The sequence below is a fragment of the Ehrlichia ruminantium genome, assembly GCF_009728835.1.
Taxonomy (GTDB): Bacteria; Pseudomonadota; Alphaproteobacteria; order Rickettsiales; family Anaplasmataceae; genus Ehrlichia; species Ehrlichia ruminantium_B.
In genome coordinates this window covers 1214769-1237995 of sequence record NZ_CP033455.1, presented here as the reverse complement: position 1 = coordinate 1237995, position 23227 = coordinate 1214769, and the positions used below count along the sequence as shown (strand labels likewise).

The following is a 23227-nucleotide window of genomic DNA, read 5'->3' as shown; positions in this document are numbered from 1 at the left end:
TGCTAAAACTATTTCTGGATATTATAAATTTTTTCACAGTAATATGTATTATATCTATGAAATAGATTATTGGTAGGATGAATAATAACGCGTCTTAGTGATATGATATTTTTAATATTACTATAAATCTATAAATATCGTATTCAAACATATTACTGTGTGTCAAGTCATGAATAATATAGCATTTACAGCTAAAACTGACGTTATTGTACTTTATTACGATAATCATCTGTCTAGCATGTTACTATAATTAATATGGTTTATGTTAATGTAATAGTAATGAAGTATTTAATTATACTTGTTTTACATTACAGTTATAGCCTTTTGTTATGTCTTTGATACTGTTAATTTTGGAATGAATGTGAGCTTATAGACCATTTGAATTACTGGTTATGGAAGAAAGAACGTATATTATAATGTAACTGAAAGTACTGAGATAGATGTTGTTATTAGTTAGTTGAGATCGGTCATTGAATATGTGTGTACAATTTATTAAGTAAAATACTATGGCTTCTTACTGATGTTATTATATGAGTTAGTGTAGTAAGTTCTTTTTCTTAGTGGGATATTGTGTAGGTTAATATGTTGACGTATATATACTAAGCATATCTTCGTACTTGAGAGAATATGATGTTTATATAGAATATTTGATGTAATCAAACACTCAGAATTTATTAATCAATGAATGATAAATAGATGTAAAGATTATTATGAATTTTTCATGGAGTGTGTATGAAAAGGGTCTTATTGGTATTTTTTATAATGCTGGGGTTTGTAAGTAATTTATCTGCTGCTGGTGCAAATGCCCAAAGTGCTGGGGGGGGGGGTGAATGGCTCAGATGATACGGTAACTACAGTTATATGTAATGTTATAGGTTTTGTTCAGAAACTTGGTTTACCAATTATGACAGGAGTAATATTGGGCTCAAGTATAATGGCAATATTTGGTAAACTGCCATGGCCAGCGATAGTAATGCTTGTTGTATTTACAGCAATATTTTTTGGTGCTGGTAAGTTGATGACTAAATTTGCCAAAGGGGCCGGAGTGACTGGTGCTACCAATGGAAATGAAGATGTTTGCACACAAAAAAATAATAAGTAGCAATATCCTCTTTTATGGTAAATATGTCAAAGATTTCTCAAATATATTTTAAGTTTTTTAGCATTTAAGTTAGTTAGTTTTAATTTCCTGGTTTGTAATAAGATGTGCATTAGTGATATTACTTGGTGATAATGATAAATGGGTGTGTAATTTTATATACTAATGATATCTTTTTAGCTTAATAAAACATGGTACTTATACAAAGTATTTAGTGTAATCATATATTCAGAATTTATTAATTAGTAGGTGGTAATAGATGTAGGATTATATGTGAATTTATGTATGGAGTTGTGTGATTAAGGTTTTGTTGGTGTTTTTTATAATGCTAGAGTTTATAGGAAATGTATCATTAGCAAATGTTACAGTGACAACAGCAAATGCAAATTCTGAGGAGGATACTGTAACTAAAGTTATATGTAATGTTATCAATTTTGTACAAGGACTGGGTTTGCCAATTATGACAGGAGTGATATTGGGTTCAAGTATAATGGCAATATTTGGTAAACTACCATGGCCAGCAATAGTAATGCTTGTTGTATTTACAGCGATATTTTTTGGAGCTGGTAAAATAATGGTTAAATTTGCTAACGGAGTTGGGGCAGGTGGTAAAGAGTGTACAAGTCCAGCTCCTGCAGCAGCAAAAGTAATAGTTGCGTCTTTACAATAAATAATTATAAAAGTATGTGAAATAGTTTTCTATGTTTACATACGGGTTATATTGTGTTTTTTATTGATAATGTTGTAAATGTTCTATTAGTAGGGTTCTATTATCAGTAAAATTCATTTAGGGTGAATTATTTGTATTGATGTGCATATAGGTAATATTCTTAAATTAAGATTGGTAGTGTCTGTATAATGGTTTGTATATAGATTATGGTACTGTTAAAGAGAATCGTAATATATTAGTGAGAGTTTACCTTGTTGTATGATGGTAGTATATATGGTTAAAATTTTTTTCATGTTTCTTATAATTGTTGTAGGTTTTATAGGTAATATGTCTAATGCTAATGGTCAACAACAGGCAGCTGCGGAAAAGGATACAGTAACTACAGTCATATGTAATGTTATAGGTTTTGTTCAGAAACTTGGTTTACCAATTATGACGGGAGTGATATTGGGTTCGAGTATCATGGCAATATTTGGTAAGTTACCATGGCCAGCAATAGTGATGCTTGTTGTATTTACGGCAATATTTTTTGGGGCTGGTAAGTTGATGACTAAATTTGCTAAAGGAGTTGGGGTTCCTGGTACTAATGGTACAGGCAGTACCCAAACAGATGTTTGTTCATCAACATAAGGTAAATAATAATAGCTTTTTTTGTGATCAATATTTCAAAAACTTATCAAGTATGTTTGAAGCTTTTTAACATTTAAGTTTTAGTGAGTGTTGATTTTCTTGTGTGTGAGATATATTACTAACATTGTTTTATAGCTTTGGTTAATGTTACTTAAAGGTAAGTAAGTGTATAGTTTTATGTACTAACATATCCTTTTAACTTAATAGAACATGGTATTTATATAAAGTATTTAGTGTAATCAAATATTTAGGATTTATTTATCAATAGATAGTAATAGGTAAAGATTATTATGAGTTTATTCATGAGGGATGTATGATAAGGGTTTTTTTGGTATTTTTTATCATTCTAGGATTTATAGGTAATGTGTCTGCTGCTAATGGAAGCAACGCAGCAGCAGGGGGGGGGGAGAATAATGATACTGTAACTAAAGTCATATGTAATGTTATCAATTTTGTGCAAGGATTGGGTTTGCCAATTATGACAGGAGTGATATTGGGTTCGAGTATCATGGCAATATTTGGTAAACTGCCATGGCCAGCAATAGTAATGCTTGTTGTGTTTACAGCAATATTTTTTGGAGCTGGTAAAATAATGGCTAAATTTGCTGAAGGATCTGGAGTTACTGGTAGTGAATGTAATAGTCCAAAAAAGTAAAAGTGGTCATTATGTTTTTGTGATTTTAAGTTAGTTAGGTTTAATTTCCTAATTTATAATAAGGTATGCATTAGTGGTATTACTTGGTGACGATGATGAATATTGCTTAGAAGTAAATGAATGTATAGTTTTATGTATTGATATATCCTTTTAACTTAATAAAACATGGTACTTATATAAAGTATTTGGTGTAGTCATATGTTCAGGATTTATTAATTAGTAGGTGGTAATAGATGTAGGACTATATATAAATTTATGCATGGAGTTGTAAGATTAAGGTTTTATTGGTGTTTTTTATAATACTAGGATTTACAGGTAATGTATCCTTAGCGAGTGTTAAAGTAGCAGTGGCAGCAGAGGCGGCAAAATCTGAGGAGGATACAGTAACTAAAGTTATATGTAATGTTATAGGTTTTGTCCAAACGCTGGGTTTACCAATTATGACAGGAGTGATATTGGGTTCGAGTATCATGGCAATATTTGGTAAACTGCCATGGCCAGCAATAGTAATGCTTGTTGTATTTACGGCAATATTTTTTGGTGCTGGTAAGTTGATGACTAAATTTGCTAAAGGAGTTGGAGTGACTGGTAATGGTAGTACTCAAGAACAAGATGTTTGTAAAAAACAATAACAAAGATATAATAACCTGTTTTTGTGATCAATATTTCACAAGTTTATCGAGTATATGTTTGAGGTTTTTTTAGCATTTAAGTTTTAGTCAGTATTGATTTTCTTGTCTGTAAGATGTGTTAGTTACATTATTTTGTGGTTTTTAGTGTTGCTGAGAGTAGGTTAGTATGTAAGTTTTTGTATTGATCTGCCTTGCTGTTTTATAGGATGTGACATTTATATAAAGTATTTTTAAGAATATTCATGATTTATTGGTTTGTGTATAGTAATAATTGTAGGGTATTACACTTTATATGATAATAGCATGTGTTATGTATGTTACTTATTTCTTATGTTGCTAGGTTTTGTAAAGTTATCTCTGTAAAATTTAGTATCTATAAGATTGGGATATCTGTGTATATAGCCTGTATGACTACGTTGTAATTAGGGTATTACTGTATGGATAGGATATATACTTAAGTATTAAAGCAATTGTTAAAGTAAAACATAACTTTTGAAAATTAAGGTATACTTTAGTTGTTCTGAATTAAGTGTTTATTGTATATTAATTAACTGACGAACTCTAAAATATAATGCATATGTGGCTAACATTATGTATTTTTTATATTCCCCTGAGTCTTGTGAAATTATCAGCATAGGATTTTGGAGTAATAGTGCGCTGATGTTCCTGTAAAATTATGTACCTGATGTTATGTGTGGTTGCATATTTTATAGCTTGTTCTCTTGTTGGAAAAAACAAACATACTTGCTGTCTTGTGTCACAAGAACCAGTCCATTTCATTAATGGTTCTATATATTGACTACTTGATGGTGCAAATTCTAATTTCCATGATCTAGATTTGTTGTTTCCAGATTGCATGACACTCTTAGCTGGTCGATATATTTTTGCATACATGTTGATACTTGTTCTTCTATAAAAAAGTTGTTACGTTATATAATGTATATACTAAATAATAATTTATGTCTATTAATGATGAGTATACTTTTGAAACTGCTATAGAACAGTTAGAGTGTATAGTGAAAGAACTGGAGTCTGGAGAAGTAAGTTTGGCTAGGAGTGTTGAGCTATATAGTCGTGGTAAAGAATTGTATGAATACTGTAATAAAGTTATTGAAGATATAGAACTCAAAATTGAAATCAGAGAATAGGTGATGATACCTTTTCATAGGTAATTTATTAGGGAAAATGTAGTTTTATGTTTTTTACATCTATGTCGTGAATATATTTGGTGTAATCAGCTTAAGTGTATTGAGAAATTTGTATTCTGAGGAAGTAGTAGGATATTTTTATTAACAGTATTATGTATTGGGAATTATGTTGTTCTATATAATGTAATCTAATAGTATTATTTACTAGTGATTATGTTGTAAAAGATATGTATAATACTTTCACATGCTTATATGATAATTGAGTAATTTGTGGGTTAAAAGATAGGTGGATAGGGTTTTATGGATCACTATTCAAATATGTTGTTAACCTAAATTTGACATGTTAACGAAATAGCAATCTGTTTATATGATGAGTATTCTTTAATTATATTGAATGTTTTTCTTGTAGAATTATTGATATTAAGGACTGTGTCATTATTATGCAAAAAGTATTGTCAAAAATGGTAGTTATTAAATATCAGTCTGTATTTTACTTTATATCTTGTATTCAAAAATTATAAGATCAAAACAAACTGTAAGCTTAATAAATCAGTATTATTCTGCTTAGAAAAGTGTAAATGTAAAGTAGTAAACGGTATATATTTTGTATTGATAATTTATATATACAGCCAGCTTAAATTTATGTACAATGATATTATAAACGGTAAATAGACAGCCTTTTAATAAGGATATAGGTGATCTATGCATATGAAGATTAATCTACCACAAAGTCATCAAGTGCAACCATTACTATTTTTAATGGTATCAATACCATAAATTATATAATGATGGGTGTACAATGATCTTTTAGTGGGAATGAAAAATAATAGTTTATATGTATATAATTGAATCCAAGATGATAAGGTCACCATTGTTTTTTATTATTTAAGTGTCGAAGATATAAGAGGTTTTATAGTAACAGATAGAAAATTTTTTTACATGAATATGGAGTAGTAGTTTATGTATATGTAATTGAATGTAAAAAATAATATGAAGCAATTGTTTTTGTTATGTCAGTTGGAATAATATCGAAAGTCATATAAGACCTAGTAATAGGTACAATGGTCTTATGGTAGGAAATACAAGGTAGTTATGTTATCTATCAATAAGCATTTAACATGTAAAAAAATGCAAAGTACTATGGGTACCGGGGTAATATCCTATACTTAAAACAAAATGGTTAGTAATTAAGTTCCGTACTAAATTGTGCTTATTAGATCGCTTTTGATATTGTAGTAAACATATAAATGAATCAAATGGTGAATTTTTATTAAAATTGTATGGTTTATATCTAGTGAATTGTAAAAGTATGATAGTAACTATTATAATGATTATTATAAGATTTATATAGTTTTATTAGCAATTAACAAGATGGGTTCAACAAGGATAGAAAGAAATAGTTTTAAGCAAATTAATTTAAGGGGTATGATATTTTTATTCAGTATTTAATGTACATGATAACTTTATGGTTAAAAAATTATAATGAGTGAAGTAATTACTTTTGGGTGCAGATTAAATTTTTATGAAAGTGAGGTTATAAAAAATAATTTAAAAAAAGCAAAATTAAATGATGTTGTTGTTGTTCATACTTGTTCTGTTACTAGTCAAGCAGAACGTCAGGTACAAGCAAAAATACGTAAGCTTTATAATGATAATACTAATGTAAAAATAATTGTTGCAGGATGTGCTGCTCAATTGAATCCAGAAGTCTATATGAAAATGCCAGGGGTGATTAAAGTACTAGGAAATGAGGATAAGCTTAAATATGAGAGCTATATTACCAATGATAAAGTTATTGTAGGAGATATAGATAGTTCAAAAGCAGTTATAAGGGATCCAATAGCACAGTTTTCAGGTAAATCTCGAGCGTTGATTGAAATACAAAATGGATGCAATCATGAGTGTACTTTTTGTGTAATCACTAAAGCAAGGGGGAATAATCGCTCGTTGCATATTGAAGATATTATTAGTCAGGTAAAGGATTGTGTTAATAATGGGTATAATGAAGTTGTTTTTACAGGTGTTGATATTAGTGATTTTGGTGTAGATATTTATGGTCAGCGTGTACTGGGTGTAATGATAAAAAGAGTATTGGATGCTGTACCTAAGCTACGTAGATTAAGATTATCATCTATAGATGTTGCAGAAATAGAAGATGATCTCATCGATATTATTGGAAGTGAACCCAGATTTATGCCGCATTTGCATTTAAGTTTACAGTCTGGGAATAATTTAATCCTTAAACGAATGAAACGTCGACATAATAGGGATCAGGTGCTCGAATTTTGTAATAGAGTAAGTGGTATTAGAAAAGATGTAGTGTTTGGTGCAGATATTATTGTTGGATTTCCTACAGAAACTGACGATATGTTTAATGATACAGTTAGCTTGATAGAAGAAGCAAATATTTCATATCTGCATATTTTCCCATATTCAATAAGAGAAGGTACTCCAGCTGCTAGAATGCCACAAGTCTTACCGGAAGTTAAAAAAAAACGTACAAAATGTTTATGTGAAATTGCTGAAAAAAGGTTACACAGTTTTTATAATACTCTATTACATACAAAACAGAGTATAGTTGTTGAAAAAGAAGGAACTGGTAGAGCAGAAAATTTTGCTTTGGTGAAGTTTTTTAATCAAAATGTTCAGTTACAAAGTGTTGTTGAGGTGGTAATAAAAAAAGTAGAACGTAATTATTTAATTGCTGAGGTTATATAAAGTATTATCATTCTCACCTTAAGTAATATTGGTTATGTATTTTACAGATATTCTCTAATGTTATAGATAAGTTTGTTGTTGTGTGTGTTATGTACTTTCGATTATTAATGTTTTTATTATTTTTAGTGTTTGATGTACTCTAATATGAAAAAACCTACTTGCTTTTGTATTTTTTATCAAAAAGCTATTTCTGTGTTGCTATATAATCTTAGGAATATGGTAATTTTGAAGTAATAAATATTCCTACTGTTTTTTTTGGTAAGTGTTGAGACGTTTTCATGGTAGTTTTGTAATGATTAGTATATTAATATTTTGTTGTTTTTAAAATGTTTCTGTATTGCAAAGTTTGAGAATAATATTCTACCGCATTTTTTAAGTAAAATGTGTGCTAAACTATTACATATTGTATACCAAAAAACAAAAATAACATTAGTGTTACAATGTTTACTTGTTTCGACAGAGATATAAAATATTTGATTAGCTTATATGATTGTTTATTTCAAGAATGATTCTAGAAATATCAGCTCCAATAACTTGTGCTAATTTTTTTCCATTTTTAAACATAAGTATTGTAGGGACTGCACTAACACCATATTGAATAGCAACATCCTGGTTATTGTCAATGCTTAACTTATAAATTTTGATTTTATCAACATACTGATGAGCTAACTTTTCTAGTTGAGGTTCTAAACTTTTACAAGGTCCGCACCATGGGGCCCAGAAATCTACCAAAATCAAAATATCTTCCTGACAAGACACTACTTTATCCTGAAAGTTACTATCTTCAATCTGCTCAATCATTATATTGATACCATATAATTAAGTATAAACTTGCCATATATTGTAAAGTAGTTATAAATTATAGCAAGGACAATAATAAAAAATAGCTACTTTTCTCTAACGTCTCCTTTTCTTATGCTTGTTATTAAATACGCATACTGTATCTGAGCCGTAACGTAAAGTAAATGCGTCACTCACCCGCTCAATGATTACATAGTCACCAGATACCCGAAAATTAATTAGCGACTCATATCCTTCTGAATCTACAGTAAATATAGAAGGTAGGTCTGCATTAATATGTGCAAATTGCATATAAGTAAATTGATTGTCATCAAAAATTTTCAGAGGAACTATCCTTTGACTGCCTCTATTATGTGAAACTAGATAATCAAAATTTAAACCTTTTTTTGCAGTTTCAATATCAGTTAAATCTGGTATACCAGTTTGATTGGTTGGAAATACCATACCTGAACTATCTGGTGTGAAATTTTCAGTAGCAGAATATAAAAACCTTACTTCATAAGCTAATCTAGGATCATCAAGTCCTGTAGCTTCATCTGCAAGAAATTCAAAATAATATACTCGTTTATTTGTGATGATTGTTGCATTGGTGTTTGCTTTGTCTGCAACAGGTTTAATAAACAGTCGATTACCTTTTGGAATTAACTGCCATCCAGTTGAGTCACCCATGGATATTGTATCTATGTTTTCTCCTTCTTCGAATAATATGCTGGATTGGTACCCATAGAATCCTACGTATTGGTGAATTGCATGAGGATTGTAAGTTATAACTTTAATGTGGTCATCTTCAGCTATGGTACGTACTTCCTGTTTTGCAAAACAAATGTTACTGCTGAGTAGAACCAAAATAAAAATTACTGCTAAATTTTTCATTGTGTGCTTTCATAAGATACATAACTTTTTATTCTAACACTAATATTATAACTTGCAACAACTCCATACAGATTTAGTATAAATGTTTTTATTGGTTCTTAGTGTTGAATAGTGGAATAAATACAATGTTTTTTTATTCTTACCGTATTTAAGTGTTGTAAGTTTTTATTTGCGTAATGCATAAGGTAATTTTATGTTGCTGAAAAGAGTGTGTCTATAAAAATGTTATTTCTTAGATTGAAGCTGTAATTAATCATAGAAGTAAGAGGAGTAATGGATGATATCATCTGTTTTGATCAATATCCAAGAATTATATGTCTTTGTTAATGTAATAATGTATATGAATGGCTTATATTCTTGAAGAGAATATGTCTATAAAAATGTTATTTCTTAGATTGAAGCTGTAATTAATCATGGAAGTAAGAGGAGTAATAGATGATATGATCTGTTTTGATCAATATTCAAGAATGGTATGTCTTTGTTAATGTAATAATGTATATGAATGGCTTATATTCTTGAAGAGAATATGTCTATGAAAATGTTATTTCTTAGATTGAAGCTGTAATTAATCATAGAAATAGAAGGGATAATAGATGATACTATTTGTTCTTATTAGTGTTCAGAATGGTATACTTTATGAATGTAATAATATATACAGATACTTTATATTATTAAGGAGAGCATATTCATAAAAAATATTACTTCTTAACTATGTTGGCTACACAAGTAAGGTGCAATTATTAGTATTGTCTGTCCTTATCAAAGTTCAAGGATTATGTATAAGTAGTTTTGTTTGTAAATAGTGTGTGTACATGTTATTGGCTCTTATTAGTTATTTTTAATTTTTATTATATGATTATGGTTTGATAATTAAAGTATACCTTGTATGTTTCAAACTATACTTTATATATATCAGTGTATAACGAATTTATTTCTGGTTCACTGCTGTTCTGAGAGAATTCTACTGACTCTTTTACTATATTCCGAATTTCTTTATCATATTTATTACAGTCATCTTCAGATATAATATTATTAGAGATCATATAATTTTTTAGGTTTGTTAGAGGATCTTTCTCTTCTTTGACTTTTTCTACTTCTTCTTTTGATCTATATTTTGCTGGATCTGACATAGAATGTCCTCTGTAACGATAGGTCTTCATTTCTAGTAGTATAGGACCATTTTGTTTTCTACAGTGGGTTGCTGCATCAGTTGCGGCTTTGATTACAGCGAATAAGTCCATTCCATCTATTTGATATCCTGGTATGCCAAAGCTTTCTCCTTTCTTGTATAGGTCTGTAATATAAGATGATCTAGATACCGGTGTACCCATAGCATATTCATTATTTTCAATTACATATACTACTGGTAATTTCCATAGTGCAGCCATGTTGAATGCTTCATATACTTGTCCTTGGTTAGCTGCTCCATCTCCAAAACATGTGAAAACTACATTATTATTTTTTTTATATTTATTAGCTAATGCAATACCTGTCCCTATAGGTACTTGTGCTCCTACAATGCCATGTCCACCAAAAAACTTTTTTTCTATGTTGAACATATGCATGGAACCACCTTTTCCTCCTGAGCATCCAGTACTTTTACCCATAAGTTCTGCCATTACATATTTTGGATCGGTTCCAGCAGAAAGCATGAAACCGTGATCTCTATAGCTAGTAATGATAGAATCTCCTTCTATAGTTGAACGTTGTATACCTACTGCTACTGCTTCTTGACCTATATATAAGTGACAAAATCCTCCTATAAGGCCCATTCCATATAATTGTCCAGATTTTTCTTCGAACCTACGTATTAACAACATATCATAATAACAATTTATTAGTTGTTCATTTGTCAATTTGTATAAATGTCTTGTTGTCATGTATTACCTAAATTGATATGCTTAGTTTTTGTGGTATACTACCCACTATTTTAAAATAATTTTATAATCCAATATTGAGATATTGCTAACTTATTTATTAGTATATCGCAATAATTAAATTTTCAGTCTAATGTAACTAATAATAATATACTAACTTACTTAGCTATAAAACGGCATTAGATTAATATTTATAATATCTTTTAATAGTAGCAATTATGTTAATAACCAGTTTTGTATATCATGTATTTGATAATTTTCCATGAGTGCTGGTGCATGGCCTATATTTGGATATTCTATGACATTGATGTTTTGTTTTGATGCAATCATTTGATTGAGTATAGGCCTTGTTAATATATTTGATATTGTTCCGCGTATTACTAATATTTTGCTGTGTATCTTTTCCCATACATCCCATATATCCATATTTTCCATACTGCTGATTTCTTCACTAAATGCAGTACCTATTTTTGGATCTGCTGCTAGTATATATGTATTATCAGAATTTTGTATTATACTGTGTTTAACTAGATGCTGCCAATGTTGTTCTTGAGTTATTCCAAAATTATATAATAATTTTTTTATATATAATTCTGCGTCGTTTATAGTATTAAATGTTGGATTAATATTAATATTTTGATCGATTTTTTTTAAAGAATTTATATTTATGAATGGTCCAATATCATTAATGACCAGTTTATCGATTAAATTTGGGAAATATGCTGATAAATACATTCCTATTATACCTCCCATAGAGGTTCCTATAAAATCAACTTGATCAATTTTTAAATGTTTTAGTAAATATACTATACTTTTACAGTAGGTAGAATAGTTATATAGTTTGTAGTTGTTTAGCCATGAGCTCTTTCCTCTTCCTACTATATCTGGACATATTACTTTATAGTAGGTAGATAAGGCAGTTGCTAAGTAGTCAAAGTCCCTACAGTTTCTTGTTATTCCATGAACGCATATTAAGTATTTTGTACTGCTACTATTAAAATAAGAATAATTCATAGTGAATTTTTCTTGAAACTGATTTATATCTAATGTATGAAATAGCATGTTCATGTTATATCAGGTCTGTAAATTATATTACTTATATATAATGGTAATTGGTTTTAACAAATAGATATTAAAAAAAATAAAAATAAATGTTGACATAGGGTACATATATGGTTAAAACTTGTATCTCATGAGTTACATAATGTTTGTTTTACGTAACTCTGTTGGTTGACAAGTAAGCAAAAAGGTTAATAAAATGGTAAGGTTGGTGATAATTAATCATCAATCTAATTCAATTTAGCTAAAAGTATAAATTAATAATGCAGTTTTAGTACTGCATATACAGCAAATGAGTAAATAACAAAGAGCATTTGATGGATGCCTTGGCGTTAAGAGGCGATGAAAGACGTGGTAGGCTGCGATAAGCTGCGGGGAATTGTCAGACGAATTTTGATCCGCAGATTTCTGAATGGGGAAACCCAATCAATTTATTGATTATTGTATACTGAATCCATAGGTATGCAAGGCAAACCTAGTGAACTGAAATATCTAAGTAGCTAGAGGAAAGGAAATCAAAATGAGACTCCGTTAGTAGTGACGAGCGAATGCGGACCAGGCCAGTGGTCTATAACTAAAAATTAGAATACTTTGGAAAGAGTAGCCATAGGTGGTGATAGCCCAGTATAAGTAAAAGTGTTATAGATCCTTGAGTAGGGCGGGACACGTGAAATCCTGTTTGAAGATGGGGGGACCATCCTCCAAGCCTAAGTACTCCTTAACGACCGATAGTGAACAAGTACCGTGAGGGAAAGGTGAAAAGAACCCCGGGAGGGGAGTGAAATAGACCCTGAAATCAAATGCTTACAAACAGTTGGAGCCTTATGTTTATTTTGAGAGCAATCTTAAAATATGTATTAGGGTGACAGCGTACCTTTTGCATAATGGGTCAGCGAGTTAATCTATTAAGCAAGCTTAAGCCGCTAGGTGTAGGCACAGCGAAAGCGAGTCTGAATAGGGCGTTTAGTTTAATGGATTAGACCCGAAACCAAGTGATCTAACCATGGCCAGGTTGAAGATGTAGTAAAGTACATTGGAGGACCGAACCTGTTACTGTTGCAATAGTATTGGATGAGTTGTGGTTAGGGGTGAAAGGCCAATCAAACTTGGAAATAGCTGGTTCTCCGCGAAATCTATTGAGGTAGAGCGTTGTACTATATACTTTTGGGGGTAGAGCACTGAATGGACTAGGGAGACTCATCCTCTTACCAAATCCAATCAAACTCCGAATACCAATAAGTAGTTATACAGCAGACACACTATGGGTGCTAAGTCCGTGGTGGAAAGGGAAACAGCCCAGATCGCCGTCTAAGGTCCCGAAATTGTGGCTAAGTGTGGAAGGAAGTGAGAAGACCAATACAGCTAGTAGGTTGGCTTAGAAGCAGCCATCCTTTAAAGAAAGCGTAACAGCTCACTTGTCTAAACAAGTCTTCTTGCGCCGAAGATGTAACGGGGCTCAAGCCATATACCGAAGACGCGAATTCCTAATGTAAATTAGGTCTGGTAGCGGAGCGTTTTGTAAGCCTGTGAAGGTGATCCGTGAGGATTGCTGGAGGTATCAAAAGTGAGAATGCTGACATGAGTAGCGTGAAAGAGTGTGAAAGCCACTCTCGCCGAAAACCTAAGGTTTCCTGTGTTAAGTCAATCTGCGCAGGGTTAGTCGGATCCTAAGGCGAGGCCGTAAAGGAGTAGTCGATGGAAATCAGGTTAATATTCCTGAACCTTTTAAGCGTGACGGATTTTGTGTTAGTGTAAGCCTTATTGGATTGGCTTATGCTTTAAAAAGATCCCAGGAAATAGCGCTTAAATTTATAAGTCCGTACCGTAAACCGACACTGGTAGGTGGGTAGAGTATACTAAGGCGATTGAGAAAACGATGTTGAAGGAACTCGGCAAATTACACCTGTAACTTAGGGAGAAGGGTGGCCTGTGCGTGGGCAACCATGTGTAGGTGGCACAAAATAGGGGGTAGCGACTGTTTACTAAAAACACAGGACTCTGCAAACACGTAAGTGGAAGTATAGGGTCTGACGCCTGCCCGGTGCTGGAAGGTTAACATGAGGGGTGCAAGCTCCGATTCGAAGCCCCAGTAAACGGCGGCCGTAAAACTGACGGTCCTAAGGTAGCGAAATTCCTTGTCGGGTAAGTTCCGACCCGCACGAATGGCGTAACGATTTCCCCACTGTCTCCAACATCGACTCAGCGAAATTGAATTCCCCGTGCTGATGCGGGGTACCCGCGGGTAGACGAAGAGACCCCGTGCACCTTTACTATAGCTTTACATTGATATTAGAAATGTGATGTGCAGGATAAGTGGGAAACTTTGAAGCTAGGGCGCCAGCTTTAGTGGAGTTGTCCTTGAGATACCACTCTTCACATGTTTGATATCTAACTATGCCCCATGAGCTGGGGTTAGGACATTGTATGGTGGGTAGTTTGACTGGGGCGGTCGCCTCCTAAAGAGTAACGGAGGCGTGCGATGGTAAGCTAGAGCTGGTCAGAAATCAGCTTTTATAGTACAATGGCATAAGCTTGCCTGACTGCAAGGTCGACAGACCGAGCAGAGACGAAAGTCGGTCATAGTGATCCGGTGATTCCGAGTGGAAGGGTCATCGCTCAACGGATAAAAGGTACGCCGGGGATAACAGGCTTATGGTGTCTAAGAGTTCATATCGACGACACCGTTTGGCACCTCGATGTCGACTCATCACATCCTGGGGCTGAAGTAGGTCCCAAGGGTTCGGCTGTTCGCCGATTAAAGTGATACGTGAGTTGGGTTTAGAACGTCGTGAGACAGTTCGGTTTCTATCTTCCGTGGGCGTTTGGAAATTTGAGAGGATCTGACTCTAGTACGAGAGGACCGAGTTGGACATACCTCTGGTGTACCAGTTGTTGTGCCAACAGCATCGCTGGGTAGCTAAGTATGGATAGGATAATTACTGAAAGCATCTAAGTAAGAAACCTTCCTTGAGATTAGATTTCCCCATTAGGGCCGTGAGAGACTATCACGTTGATAGGCTGGGTGTGTAAGTATGGTAACATATGTAGCTAACCAGTACTAATAGCCCGATTGATTTACTTAATTTGTAATTATATGTAGTATTAAAACTGCAGCTTGTCTTTTTGCTTATTTTGTCTTATAGTTTAATTGGGTTGGTGGTAATAGCAGAAGTGGTACACCCAGCTACATTTCGAACCTGGAAGTTAAGCCTTCTAGCGCTTATGGTACTTTGTCTTAAGGCATGGGAGAGTAGGTCGCTGCCACCCTTATTAAGCTATAAGTTTTGTATGATTCTTCTTGTATTATAGACTTTCTTATTTCTTTTCCTTTATGGTATTTCTTGGCTTTGCTTTAGCTTATGATTTTCAGGTTTTATGATAATAATTAATAATACTCTGTTTTTTTGTAGTATATCACTTATGTAGTGTTTTTAATTACTAAGTAACCTTTTATTTTAAAAATAATAATTTAATTAAGCAGGGGTTTAGTATTATTGTTGGTTGTTGTGGGTTTGTATGTAGTGACTATGACTATTTTACGTAATTTATGGTTAGTTCATTGTAAATAATAATACTTATTAAAAAATTATGCATGGTTTTTTAATAATATGTGAGTCTAACAAATGGTTTAATGTTATGTATTTTATGTTACAGAAGCTATTGAATTTTTATCTAAATACTATATTCAAATTTAGCTAAAATATGGTGACAAATTATATGCTTATAGGTTTATGCTATTGGTGAATTTTTAACATTTTAAATGATCATTTAAAGGATGTATAGGATAAAAGTTTATTTTTTTATGATACAGGTTTTAAAGTAAATTATATCAATTTCTTATACTATGGTAATTTTTTTAATATTTATGATAGTTACTTATATTTAGATGAGTTGATTTTCCTGATACGAAGTATAAGGTTTTTTGTGGGTATTGTAGTACTTTAAATAATGAAGCTACCGTTTACTTTTGTGTAGTTCTATTGGTTTTTTATTTAATTAGCACTGAATTTTTTTGTGTGCAGTATTATAAGTATTCTAAGTAAATTGTTGAACGTTTTTTTATCTATTAATTTATCTACTGTTGTAAGTTATAAATATTATAGATTGTAAGAAACGGTAGTATACTTGATTTGCTAGATATAAAGGTTTATCTTGTAATAAGTTTACCTGAATTTTAACTCAAAGCTGCTTGTTAGTTAATTATATAACTGTATAAAAGTATTTAAAATTAATAGTTATTATATCTTGAATACTTATAAGATGCTCAAAAATAGTTGTTTATAAAAGTGAAGTTTATATATATAGTGAATAAAAATTTTGGGTATAAGTAACCTATTTGTAAGGGAATTATTCTGAGACATAATTATAATTGTTAGATTGTTGTACTATTTTATTGGTGATAAAGTATCTAGTAAGTAATAAAAAAGCATGATTCAATGTGTTATAGTATGTATTAATGGTCGTATATTATTGATAATAAGTACATAATTTAAGCTACTGCTTAGTCATGTACTATTAAGGTAGTGTTGAAATTTTATGTAATTTTCTTATTATAGTAGATTTTTGCATATGTGATTGAATACTTGAAAATCATGTTTATATTTTTTTGAATAGGAAAGTTATATTAGTAACTGGTCTTTATGTAGGATAACTATGAGTTCTTTATTATTATTGGCTTGTTTATCACAAGAATAATTCTTTTTTAATTGCTAGTTATATCATATTAGTTAAAAGTTGTGTTTTTGCATTCTTATGTGGTTTGTTATATATAAGATTAAGATGATAGAGAGTTTATGGTATGTTACTTATGGTTTGCAATTTAGATTGGTAATCAATATTTATGATAAGTAAGTATTATCTTGTTGAATTATATAAAATGAAAGCTCGTGCCTGGTACTTTGTTTAATTTGATATGAAAATTGTAGGTAGTAGATTAAGTCTAATTTGCTTATCAAGTATATTGTTAAAATCCTGAAATGGCATACTTATTAATCTTGTATAGTATTTGTTGTTAAAAATTATACATTCCTATGCAATGGGATCATAGTTTGATACTTCTTGAGTAATAATTACATCATGAACATGACTTTCACGTAATCCAGCTGATGTTATACTGGTAAATTTGCAGTTTTTCTTCATTTCGCAAATATTGCGATTACCTGTATATCCCATTGCAGATCTTAGCCCACCGATTAATTGATGTATTACTCCAGAAATTGGACCTTTTAAAGGTACTCTTCCTTCTATTCCTTCTGGAATAAATTTGTGGTTGTTATCTTGAAAATATCGACTTGCTGAGCCACGTTTCATTGCTCCAAGTGATCCCATTCCTCTATAGGACTTATATGCACGTCCGTTATATATTATAATTTCTCCTGGACTTTCATCTGTTCCAGCAAAAATTGAACCTATCATTACAACATCTGCTCCTGCTGCTATAGATTTTGCTATATCGCCAGAGTATTTAATACCGCCGTCTGCTATAATTCTGATTTTTTTATTTTTACAAGCATTGACTACGTTTCTTATTGCAGAAAATTGTGGTACACCAACACCAGTGACAATACGTGTTGTACAAATTGATCCTGGTCCTATACCTACTTTTATTGCATCGACTCCTGCTTCAATTAATGCTAATGCTCCTTCTCCTGTGGCTACATTACCTCCTACCACTTGGGCATGTGGAAAGAGTGTTTTTATTTCTTTTACGGTTGTTAAAACTCGCTCGGAATGTCCATGTGCTGTGTCGACTATTATTATATCTGCATCTTCAGCAAGTAGTGCTTCAGCTCTTTCAATTCCATCCTTCTCTCCTGTGCCTACTGCTGCTGCTACTCTTAGTCTTGCGCCATTGTCCTTGCATGAGTTTGGAAACTTGTTAAATTTTTCTATGTCCTTAACTGTAATTAGGCCAACACAGCAATAATTATGGTCTACGACAATTAGTCTTTCTTTTCTGTATTTCTGTAATAGCTTTATTGCTTCATATCGTTCTATACCTTCTGGCACTGTTATAAGATGGTCTTTAGTCATTATATCTGACACCTTGCAGTCTTTATTTTCAACAAATCTTACATCACGGTTTGTTAAGATTCCTACCAGGCGTTTACCATTATCTGTTTTTGTGACTACTGGTATTCCAGAATAATTATATTTCTTCATTATTGATAACGCTACTGCTAGACTATCATCAGGAGATACTGCAATTGGGTTATATACTATCCAACTTTCGTGTTTCTTTACTTTTCTTACTTCAAGTAATTGCTGATCTGTAGGAAAATTTTTGTGTATACATCCAATACCACCATGTTGTGCTAATGCTATTGCTAAATTTGCTTCTGTTACTGTATCCATTGCTGCGGAAATAATGGGAATTTTAAGCTCTATTTCATCTGTAATGTATGTTGTGACGTTTGTATCTATGGGTAATACATCTGATGCTGCGGGTACAATTAGTATGTCATCAAAAGCGTAAGAAAGTTCCACTTTTTTCCTATAAAAGGTTTTATAGAGTATATTAATTTTTTATTGCTCATGCAATAACATTACTGGATATAATATTTCTAAATTGATTAATTTATTAGTAATTCTTTTTAATTTATATCTTTATTAGGTAACTGTCTAGTATTGAAAATATTATTGTTTATTTTTATATTGTAAGGACTATATTATTTACTAGTAGGAAAACTGCTCATTAATAATTCTTTCCTCTAGGTTATGTCCTTCATCAAATAATAGTGTAATAGTTACATTACTATCTTTTTTTATTTTGATATTTTGAATATTATGAAAGTTCGTATAATCTGCGACTGCTGATACAGATCGTACTGTTGGATTAATTACATCTATTTCAATTGTAATGGAATCTGTAAGTATAGCTCCGCGCCAACGCCTAGGTCGAAATGAGTTAATTGCAGTTAAAGAAATAACATTGGAATTTAAAGGTAATATTGAGCCACCTGCAGAAAAGTTATAAGCTGTACTGCCGGCTGGTGTAGAAACTAGAATACCATCGGATACTAGTTTTTCCATGACTAACTTATCATTAATTTTTATTTGTAAATTTGTGGCCTGATGTGTGCTGCGGAATAGAGATACTTCATTTATGGCTGTACTTTCATGTTGATATTGATGTATATCAGTTGCTACCATATTTAATGTTGCTAACTGTGTTGGTATTGCTTTGTTGATCCGATCTATGAGATTATGTTCTGAATAATGGTTCAATAAAAAACCAACAGTGCCGTAATTTATCCCATATACCGGAATATTACTACGTTTGCTGATCACATAGCTGTGCAAACTGTGAAGTAATAAGCCATCTCCTCCTATTACCACAAGCAAATCAATAGGAATGCTGTTATTTTCTTTAACATTTATTAAGTTATAGTGCTTCTCCATCATAAGAGCTACACTTGTATCAAAAGCATCAGTGAAAATGTATCCAATGTTTTGATATTTGCTCATACTTCTATAATAAATGGACTTATAAATCTAGGTCACCGAACTTACTTAGGAACTTTGCGGCTTTGCTATTTTTTTTACTGGTTGCTCTTAAGCTTGGATTCCATGCTGGATGATTAAAACAATCACTTTCTAAATGAATTTTTATCATCTCATCTTTCTTTCCAAGAGTAGATTTCATGACTCTTTCTTCTCCATTAGTAAATACAGTGAGAATATCGTAAGTTTCTGGATGTATTCCTTTCCTCATTACTTGAACCTTTTAAAATTCTATAAACACATTTGAAAACTATTACCTTTAGCATTTATATATGCAGCTGTCAATGATATTGTTTATGTTATATAAATTCATTTTGACTAATTGATAATAACAGAGTACTATAAAAAGATTAGTAACCAAAGTGCTTAAATGGATGATTTTGATGTTTCCTGGACAAGGGTCTCAATTTGTGTCTATGGGAAAAAACATATACGATAATTTTGCTGTTGCACGATATGTTTTCCATGAGGTGGATGATATCCTTAATAAAAAATTATCTAAGATCATGTTTGAAGGTTCAATTGAAGAATTGACTTCAACTGATAATGCTCAATTAGCACTTATGGTGGCTTCTATTGCTACGTTGCGTGCAGTAGAGTATGTGCTGGGAACTCCAGTACATTTATTTAATCAGGTAAAATATATGGCTGGGCATTCGCTAGGAGAATGTGTAGCACTATGTGCATCTGGAGCGTTAACATTATCTGAAGTTACACAGCTTTTACTTGTAAGAAGTCAGGCTATGTATGATGCAGTACCTCTTGGATATGGAGGGATGTGTGCTTTAATAGGTGGTACTCTAGAAGATGTAGAAAAAGTTGTAAAAGTTGCACAAGAATATGGAGTTTGTGAAATAGCAAATGATAATTGTGAAGGACAAGTTGTTGTTAGTGGTGTTAGTGAAGTACTTCAACGGTTGCCGGATTTGATTAAGGGTACTAATATAAAGAAGGCTATCAAACTACAAGTTAGTGGACCGTTTCACTCATCATTAATGAGTTCTGCATATGAAAAATTACAGCAGTTTCTTGAAAGCATTGAAATTAGGATGCCACTAGTGGACATTGTATCTAATGTTTCTGCAAGAGAATATACTGATTGTATTATGATAAAAGATCTGATAGCAAAGCAAGTAGTTAGTAAAGTACGATGGCGTGAGAGTATCTTGTATATGGTAAGACAAGGATGTACAAGCTTTGTTGAGATTGGGCCTGGTACTGTATTATCAGGTTTAATGAAGAGAATTCATACAAGTGTCTCAACAGTTAGTGTTAATACTGCTGATTCTATAGATCTATTAATGCGACATCTTACAGCAGAATGTGTTAAGGCATAAGCCTGATTTTATAGTTAACAGGGTTTCTTTCTGTTGATATCTTTGTAGTTTTTCCGATTACATCCTATGTTTTTCATGTGCTTTTGCAATATTGCAATGCATGTGTCATATGATTATGCTCTTTAGTTTTAGTAAGTATTAGTACTAAAGCTTTCTGGGGTGTTGTTATTGGTGCAGCAGTGTTATTTCTTTCATGTTGTTAAATATGAATAGTGTGTTTTTGCTGAGTTTATATAGGAGTTTATTATGTTTATTACTTTTGAAGGAATAGATGGTTCAGGTAAAACCACTCAATCAAGGCTACTAACTGACTACTTATCAGGAGTATATGGTGTTGATAATGTTTTATTGACTAGAGAACCTGGTGGGACTTTTTTTACTGAGTCGGTACGTAATTTGTTATTTAGTACTAAGAATGTGGATAAGTTATCAGAATTATTGTTTTTTATTGCTATGCGTAGGGAACATTTTATGAAAGTGATTAAACCTGCGTTGATTGAGAAGAAAATAGTAATTTGTGATAGATTTGTTGATTCTACGATTGCATATCAGGGTTATGGTCATGGAATTGATTGTAAGTTAATTGAAGGGTTAAATGACTTAGTGGTTGATATTTACCCAAATATTACGTTTGTTCTTGATTCTGATATTAATCAATCTATTTCTAGGGCTAATCGTAATGGATATGAATTTGTTGATTTGGAATTTTATTCTCGAGTGAGAGAAGGATTTCATGATATTGTAAAAAAAAATCAACACCGTTGTTATCTAATTACTAATGTAGATGCAACGAAGAATATTAATGAAATAAGTGCTATATATTTGAAGACGATAAAAATATTGCAAGCAACATAAAATAAATATAGCATCTAAAATTTATTTTTTAAGTAATTTATGAGTAGGAGGTTATTTTGAATAGGAAATTTTTTATATGGTCTTTAGTTTCAATATTCTATGCATATCAGTATGTATTAAGGGTTATGCCTAATGCCATTTCTTCTATATGTATAGTAAAGTTTAATATTAATAATGTAGCATTTGGCCAATTTTTAGGTTTATATTACATTGGATATACTATGGCCCATATTCCTATAGGGTTCTTTCTGGATAAATATGGACCTAAGGTAATACTATCAGTATGTGCTGTTTTAACGGTTGTTGGATTAGTTCCTTTAGTAATATCAGATGTATGGTTATTTGTACAAATTGGTAGGATAATTAGTGGAATAGGATCTGCTGGAGCTGCTTTAGGAATTTTTAAGATTGCTAGTATGTACTATAATGAGAAATTTGCAAAAATGGTAGGTTTCTCTATTATCATAGGACTATTGGGTGCTATGTATGGTGGACTTCCAGTATTGTCTTTGTTAGATAAGTTTGGCTGGGAACATTTATTTATTGGATTTATTGGTATAGGGCTTCTATTAGCACTGTTATTATATGTATTTATTTTGCCGTATAATGGTTCTTCCAGTGAGTCAGGTAATGTTTGTAAGAAACTTAAGTTAGTATTATTGAATAAATATATTATAATCATAAGTTTACTTGCTGGGTTTATGATAGGACCTTTAGAAGGTTTTGCTGATGGTTGGGCTTCATCTTTCTTAAGGACAGTAAGTAATGTAAGTCAAGAATCAGCAGCTTTATTGCCATCTATGATATTTTTTGGTGTGTGTTTTGGTGCATTTGGATTGCCATATATGTTAGAGAAGTCATTTAATAGTTATAATCTTCTCATATTATCTGCTGTAGCTATGCTTGGTGCTTTTGGTTTGATGTTTATTGCTAGTTCTAGTGTGGTACTGGTGTTGATATCATTTTTTGTTTTGGGGTTCTTTTCTGCATATCAGATTATAGCGACTGATCAGATATTACGTTGTGTTGACAGTAGTATAGTGGCGCTAACTAGTGCTGTGAACAATATGATAGTCATGGGATTTGGTTATTTCTTTCATACTGCTATATCTTATGTGTTGGATTTATCATGGGATGGAAAAATTGTTGATTCAGTACCAGTATACGATAAGACTTTAATGTTAAATTCTATGTTATGCATACCTTTTGGACTGTTGATAGGATTATTAGGGTTTTCATATTTAAAATATCAGGATAGAAAGCGTGTGACATAGGAACATTTTAAACATATATATCTACTTTGAGTAGATATATATGTTGTGTTTGGGCATAACATATTCGTTATATAATATAATGCTATAAATTATATT

At 31.7% G+C, this 23227-nt stretch carries 18 protein-coding genes and 2 rRNA genes; 12 read left to right on the top strand and 8 right to left on the bottom strand.

The features are described 5' to 3' along the window. Positions 1 to 802: 802 nt before the first annotated feature. The 5 genes from EDL80_RS04260 (at position 803) to EDL80_RS04240 (ending at position 3686) form a co-directional block, all read left to right on the top strand. Entirely contained in the window at positions 803 to 1102 is a 300-nt protein-coding gene (locus EDL80_RS04260; RefSeq protein ID WP_158406937.1) for a TrbC/VirB2 family protein, read from the top strand. Between the two features lie 292 nt (positions 1103 to 1394). Then, the gene (locus EDL80_RS04255) at positions 1395 to 1769 is read left to right on the top strand and encodes a TrbC/VirB2 family protein (RefSeq protein ID WP_330998024.1); all 375 of its coding nucleotides are present in this window, start codon (positions 1395 to 1397) and stop codon (positions 1767 to 1769) included. Between the two features lie 273 nt (positions 1770 to 2042). Then, a complete protein-coding gene (locus EDL80_RS04250) occupies positions 2043 to 2399 on the top strand; it encodes a TrbC/VirB2 family protein (RefSeq protein WP_158406935.1) in 357 nt (118 codons plus the stop codon). 313 nt (positions 2400 to 2712) lie between these two features. Further along, positions 2713 to 3054, top strand: a complete 342-nt coding sequence (locus EDL80_RS04245) for a TrbC/VirB2 family protein (protein ID WP_158406934.1) — start codon at positions 2713 to 2715, stop codon at positions 3052 to 3054. A gap of 287 nt (positions 3055 to 3341) precedes the next feature. Next, positions 3342 to 3686 carry a TrbC/VirB2 family protein gene (locus tag EDL80_RS04240; protein ID WP_330998023.1) on the top strand — a complete coding sequence of 115 codons (345 nt, stop codon included), beginning with the start codon at positions 3342 to 3344 and terminating at the stop codon, positions 3684 to 3686. Positions 3687 to 4286: 600 nt separating this feature from the next. On the opposite strand, the gene EDL80_RS04235 is transcribed toward EDL80_RS04240, so the two are convergent. Then, positions 4287 to 4580 (bottom strand): ETC complex I subunit, encoded by a 294-nt coding sequence (locus EDL80_RS04235; RefSeq protein ID WP_158406932.1) that lies wholly within the window; start codon positions 4578 to 4580, stop codon positions 4287 to 4289. Between the two features lie 65 nt (positions 4581 to 4645). Here EDL80_RS04235 and xseB point away from each other — a divergent pair, with 65 nt between their 5' ends. Both xseB and mtaB read left to right on the top strand, forming a co-directional pair. Further along, positions 4646 to 4834, top strand: coding sequence for an exodeoxyribonuclease VII small subunit (gene xseB, locus EDL80_RS04230; protein ID WP_158406931.1), 189 nt, complete (start codon positions 4646 to 4648; stop codon positions 4832 to 4834). 1482 nt (positions 4835 to 6316) lie between these two features. Then, positions 6317 to 7552, top strand: a complete 1236-nt coding sequence (gene mtaB, locus EDL80_RS04225; protein WP_158406930.1) for a tRNA (N(6)-L-threonylcarbamoyladenosine(37)-C(2))-methylthiotransferase MtaB — start codon at positions 6317 to 6319, stop codon at positions 7550 to 7552. Between the two features lie 477 nt (positions 7553 to 8029). On the opposite strand, the gene trxA is transcribed toward mtaB, so the two are convergent. The 4 genes from trxA to EDL80_RS04205 form a co-directional block, all read right to left on the bottom strand. After that, complete coding sequence (gene trxA, locus EDL80_RS04220) at positions 8030 to 8353, bottom strand: thioredoxin (RefSeq protein WP_158406929.1); 324 nt, start codon at positions 8351 to 8353, stop codon at positions 8030 to 8032. A gap of 96 nt (positions 8354 to 8449) precedes the next feature. Continuing rightward, complete coding sequence (locus EDL80_RS04215; RefSeq protein ID WP_158406928.1) at positions 8450 to 9226, bottom strand: TrbG/VirB9 family P-type conjugative transfer protein; 777 nt, start codon at positions 9224 to 9226, stop codon at positions 8450 to 8452. 896 nt (positions 9227 to 10122) lie between these two features. Next, entirely contained in the window at positions 10123 to 11106 is a 984-nt protein-coding gene (pdhA, locus tag EDL80_RS04210) for a pyruvate dehydrogenase (acetyl-transferring) E1 component subunit alpha (protein ID WP_158406927.1), read from the bottom strand. Between the two features lie 213 nt (positions 11107 to 11319). Continuing rightward, positions 11320 to 12171: an alpha/beta fold hydrolase gene (locus EDL80_RS04205; protein ID WP_230957602.1), complete on the bottom strand. Its 852-nt coding sequence runs from the start codon at positions 12169 to 12171 to the stop codon at positions 11320 to 11322. Between the two features lie 285 nt (positions 12172 to 12456). On the opposite strand from EDL80_RS04205, the gene EDL80_RS04200 reads away from it, so the two are divergent. Together EDL80_RS04200 and rrf are read left to right on the top strand one after the other, a co-directional pair. After that, positions 12457 to 15245, top strand: a 23S ribosomal RNA gene (locus EDL80_RS04200). A gap of 69 nt (positions 15246 to 15314) precedes the next feature. After that, a 5S ribosomal RNA gene (gene rrf / locus EDL80_RS04195) occupies positions 15315 to 15429 on the top strand. A gap of 1761 nt (positions 15430 to 17190) precedes the next feature. On the opposite strand, the gene guaB is transcribed toward rrf, so the two are convergent. The 3 genes from guaB to rpmE form a co-directional block, all read right to left on the bottom strand. Beyond that, a complete protein-coding gene (gene guaB / locus EDL80_RS04190; protein ID WP_158406925.1) occupies positions 17191 to 18648 on the bottom strand; it encodes an IMP dehydrogenase in 1458 nt (485 codons plus the stop codon). Positions 18649 to 18837: 189 nt separating this feature from the next. Next, positions 18838 to 19629: an NAD kinase gene (locus EDL80_RS04185; RefSeq protein WP_158406924.1), complete on the bottom strand. Its 792-nt coding sequence runs from the start codon at positions 19627 to 19629 to the stop codon at positions 18838 to 18840. 19 nt (positions 19630 to 19648) lie between these two features. Beyond that, complete coding sequence (gene rpmE / locus EDL80_RS04180; RefSeq protein ID WP_158406923.1) at positions 19649 to 19876, bottom strand: 50S ribosomal protein L31; 228 nt, start codon at positions 19874 to 19876, stop codon at positions 19649 to 19651. A gap of 163 nt (positions 19877 to 20039) precedes the next feature. Here rpmE and fabD point away from each other — a divergent pair, with 163 nt between their 5' ends. The 3 genes from fabD to EDL80_RS04165 all read left to right on the top strand — a co-directional run bounded on the left by fabD (position 20040) and on the right by EDL80_RS04165 (position 23131). Then, a complete protein-coding gene (gene fabD, locus EDL80_RS04175; protein ID WP_158407101.1) occupies positions 20040 to 21002 on the top strand; it encodes an ACP S-malonyltransferase in 963 nt (320 codons plus the stop codon). A 246-nt stretch (positions 21003 to 21248) separates the two neighbouring features. Then, entirely contained in the window at positions 21249 to 21857 is a 609-nt protein-coding gene (gene tmk, locus EDL80_RS04170) for a dTMP kinase (RefSeq protein WP_158406922.1), read from the top strand. 56 nt (positions 21858 to 21913) lie between these two features. Next, positions 21914 to 23131, top strand: coding sequence for an MFS transporter (locus EDL80_RS04165; protein ID WP_230957195.1), 1218 nt, complete (start codon positions 21914 to 21916; stop codon positions 23129 to 23131). The last annotated feature ends 96 nt before the right edge of the window (positions 23132 to 23227 follow it).

Coding starts and splice junctions, on each gene's coding strand:
- EDL80_RS04260 (WP_158406937.1), top strand. CDS start 803: ATGCCCAAAGTGCTGGGGGGGGGGGTGAATGGCTCAGATGATACGGTA.
- EDL80_RS04250 (WP_158406935.1), top strand. CDS start 2,043: ATGGTTAAAATTTTTTTCATGTTTCTTATAATTGTTGTAGGTTTTATA.
- EDL80_RS04245 (WP_158406934.1), top strand. CDS start 2,713: ATGATAAGGGTTTTTTTGGTATTTTTTATCATTCTAGGATTTATAGGT.
- EDL80_RS04235 (WP_158406932.1), bottom strand. CDS start 4,580: ATGTATGCAAAAATATATCGACCAGCTAAGAGTGTCATGCAATCTGGA.
- xseB (WP_158406931.1), top strand. CDS start 4,646: ATGTCTATTAATGATGAGTATACTTTTGAAACTGCTATAGAACAGTTA.
- mtaB (WP_158406930.1), top strand. CDS start 6,317: ATGAGTGAAGTAATTACTTTTGGGTGCAGATTAAATTTTTATGAAAGT.
- trxA (WP_158406929.1), bottom strand. CDS start 8,353: ATGATTGAGCAGATTGAAGATAGTAACTTTCAGGATAAAGTAGTGTCT.
- EDL80_RS04215 (WP_158406928.1), bottom strand. CDS start 9,226: ATGAAAAATTTAGCAGTAATTTTTATTTTGGTTCTACTCAGCAGTAAC.
- pdhA (WP_158406927.1), bottom strand. CDS start 11,106: ATGACAACAAGACATTTATACAAATTGACAAATGAACAACTAATAAAT.
- EDL80_RS04205 (WP_230957602.1), bottom strand. CDS start 12,171: ATGAACATGCTATTTCATACATTAGATATAAATCAGTTTCAAGAAAAA.
- EDL80_RS04185 (WP_158406924.1), bottom strand. CDS start 19,629: ATGAGCAAATATCAAAACATTGGATACATTTTCACTGATGCTTTTGAT.
- rpmE (WP_158406923.1), bottom strand. CDS start 19,876: ATGAGGAAAGGAATACATCCAGAAACTTACGATATTCTCACTGTATTT.
- fabD (WP_158407101.1), top strand. CDS start 20,040: ATGATTTTGATGTTTCCTGGACAAGGGTCTCAATTTGTGTCTATGGGA.
- tmk (WP_158406922.1), top strand. CDS start 21,249: ATGTTTATTACTTTTGAAGGAATAGATGGTTCAGGTAAAACCACTCAA.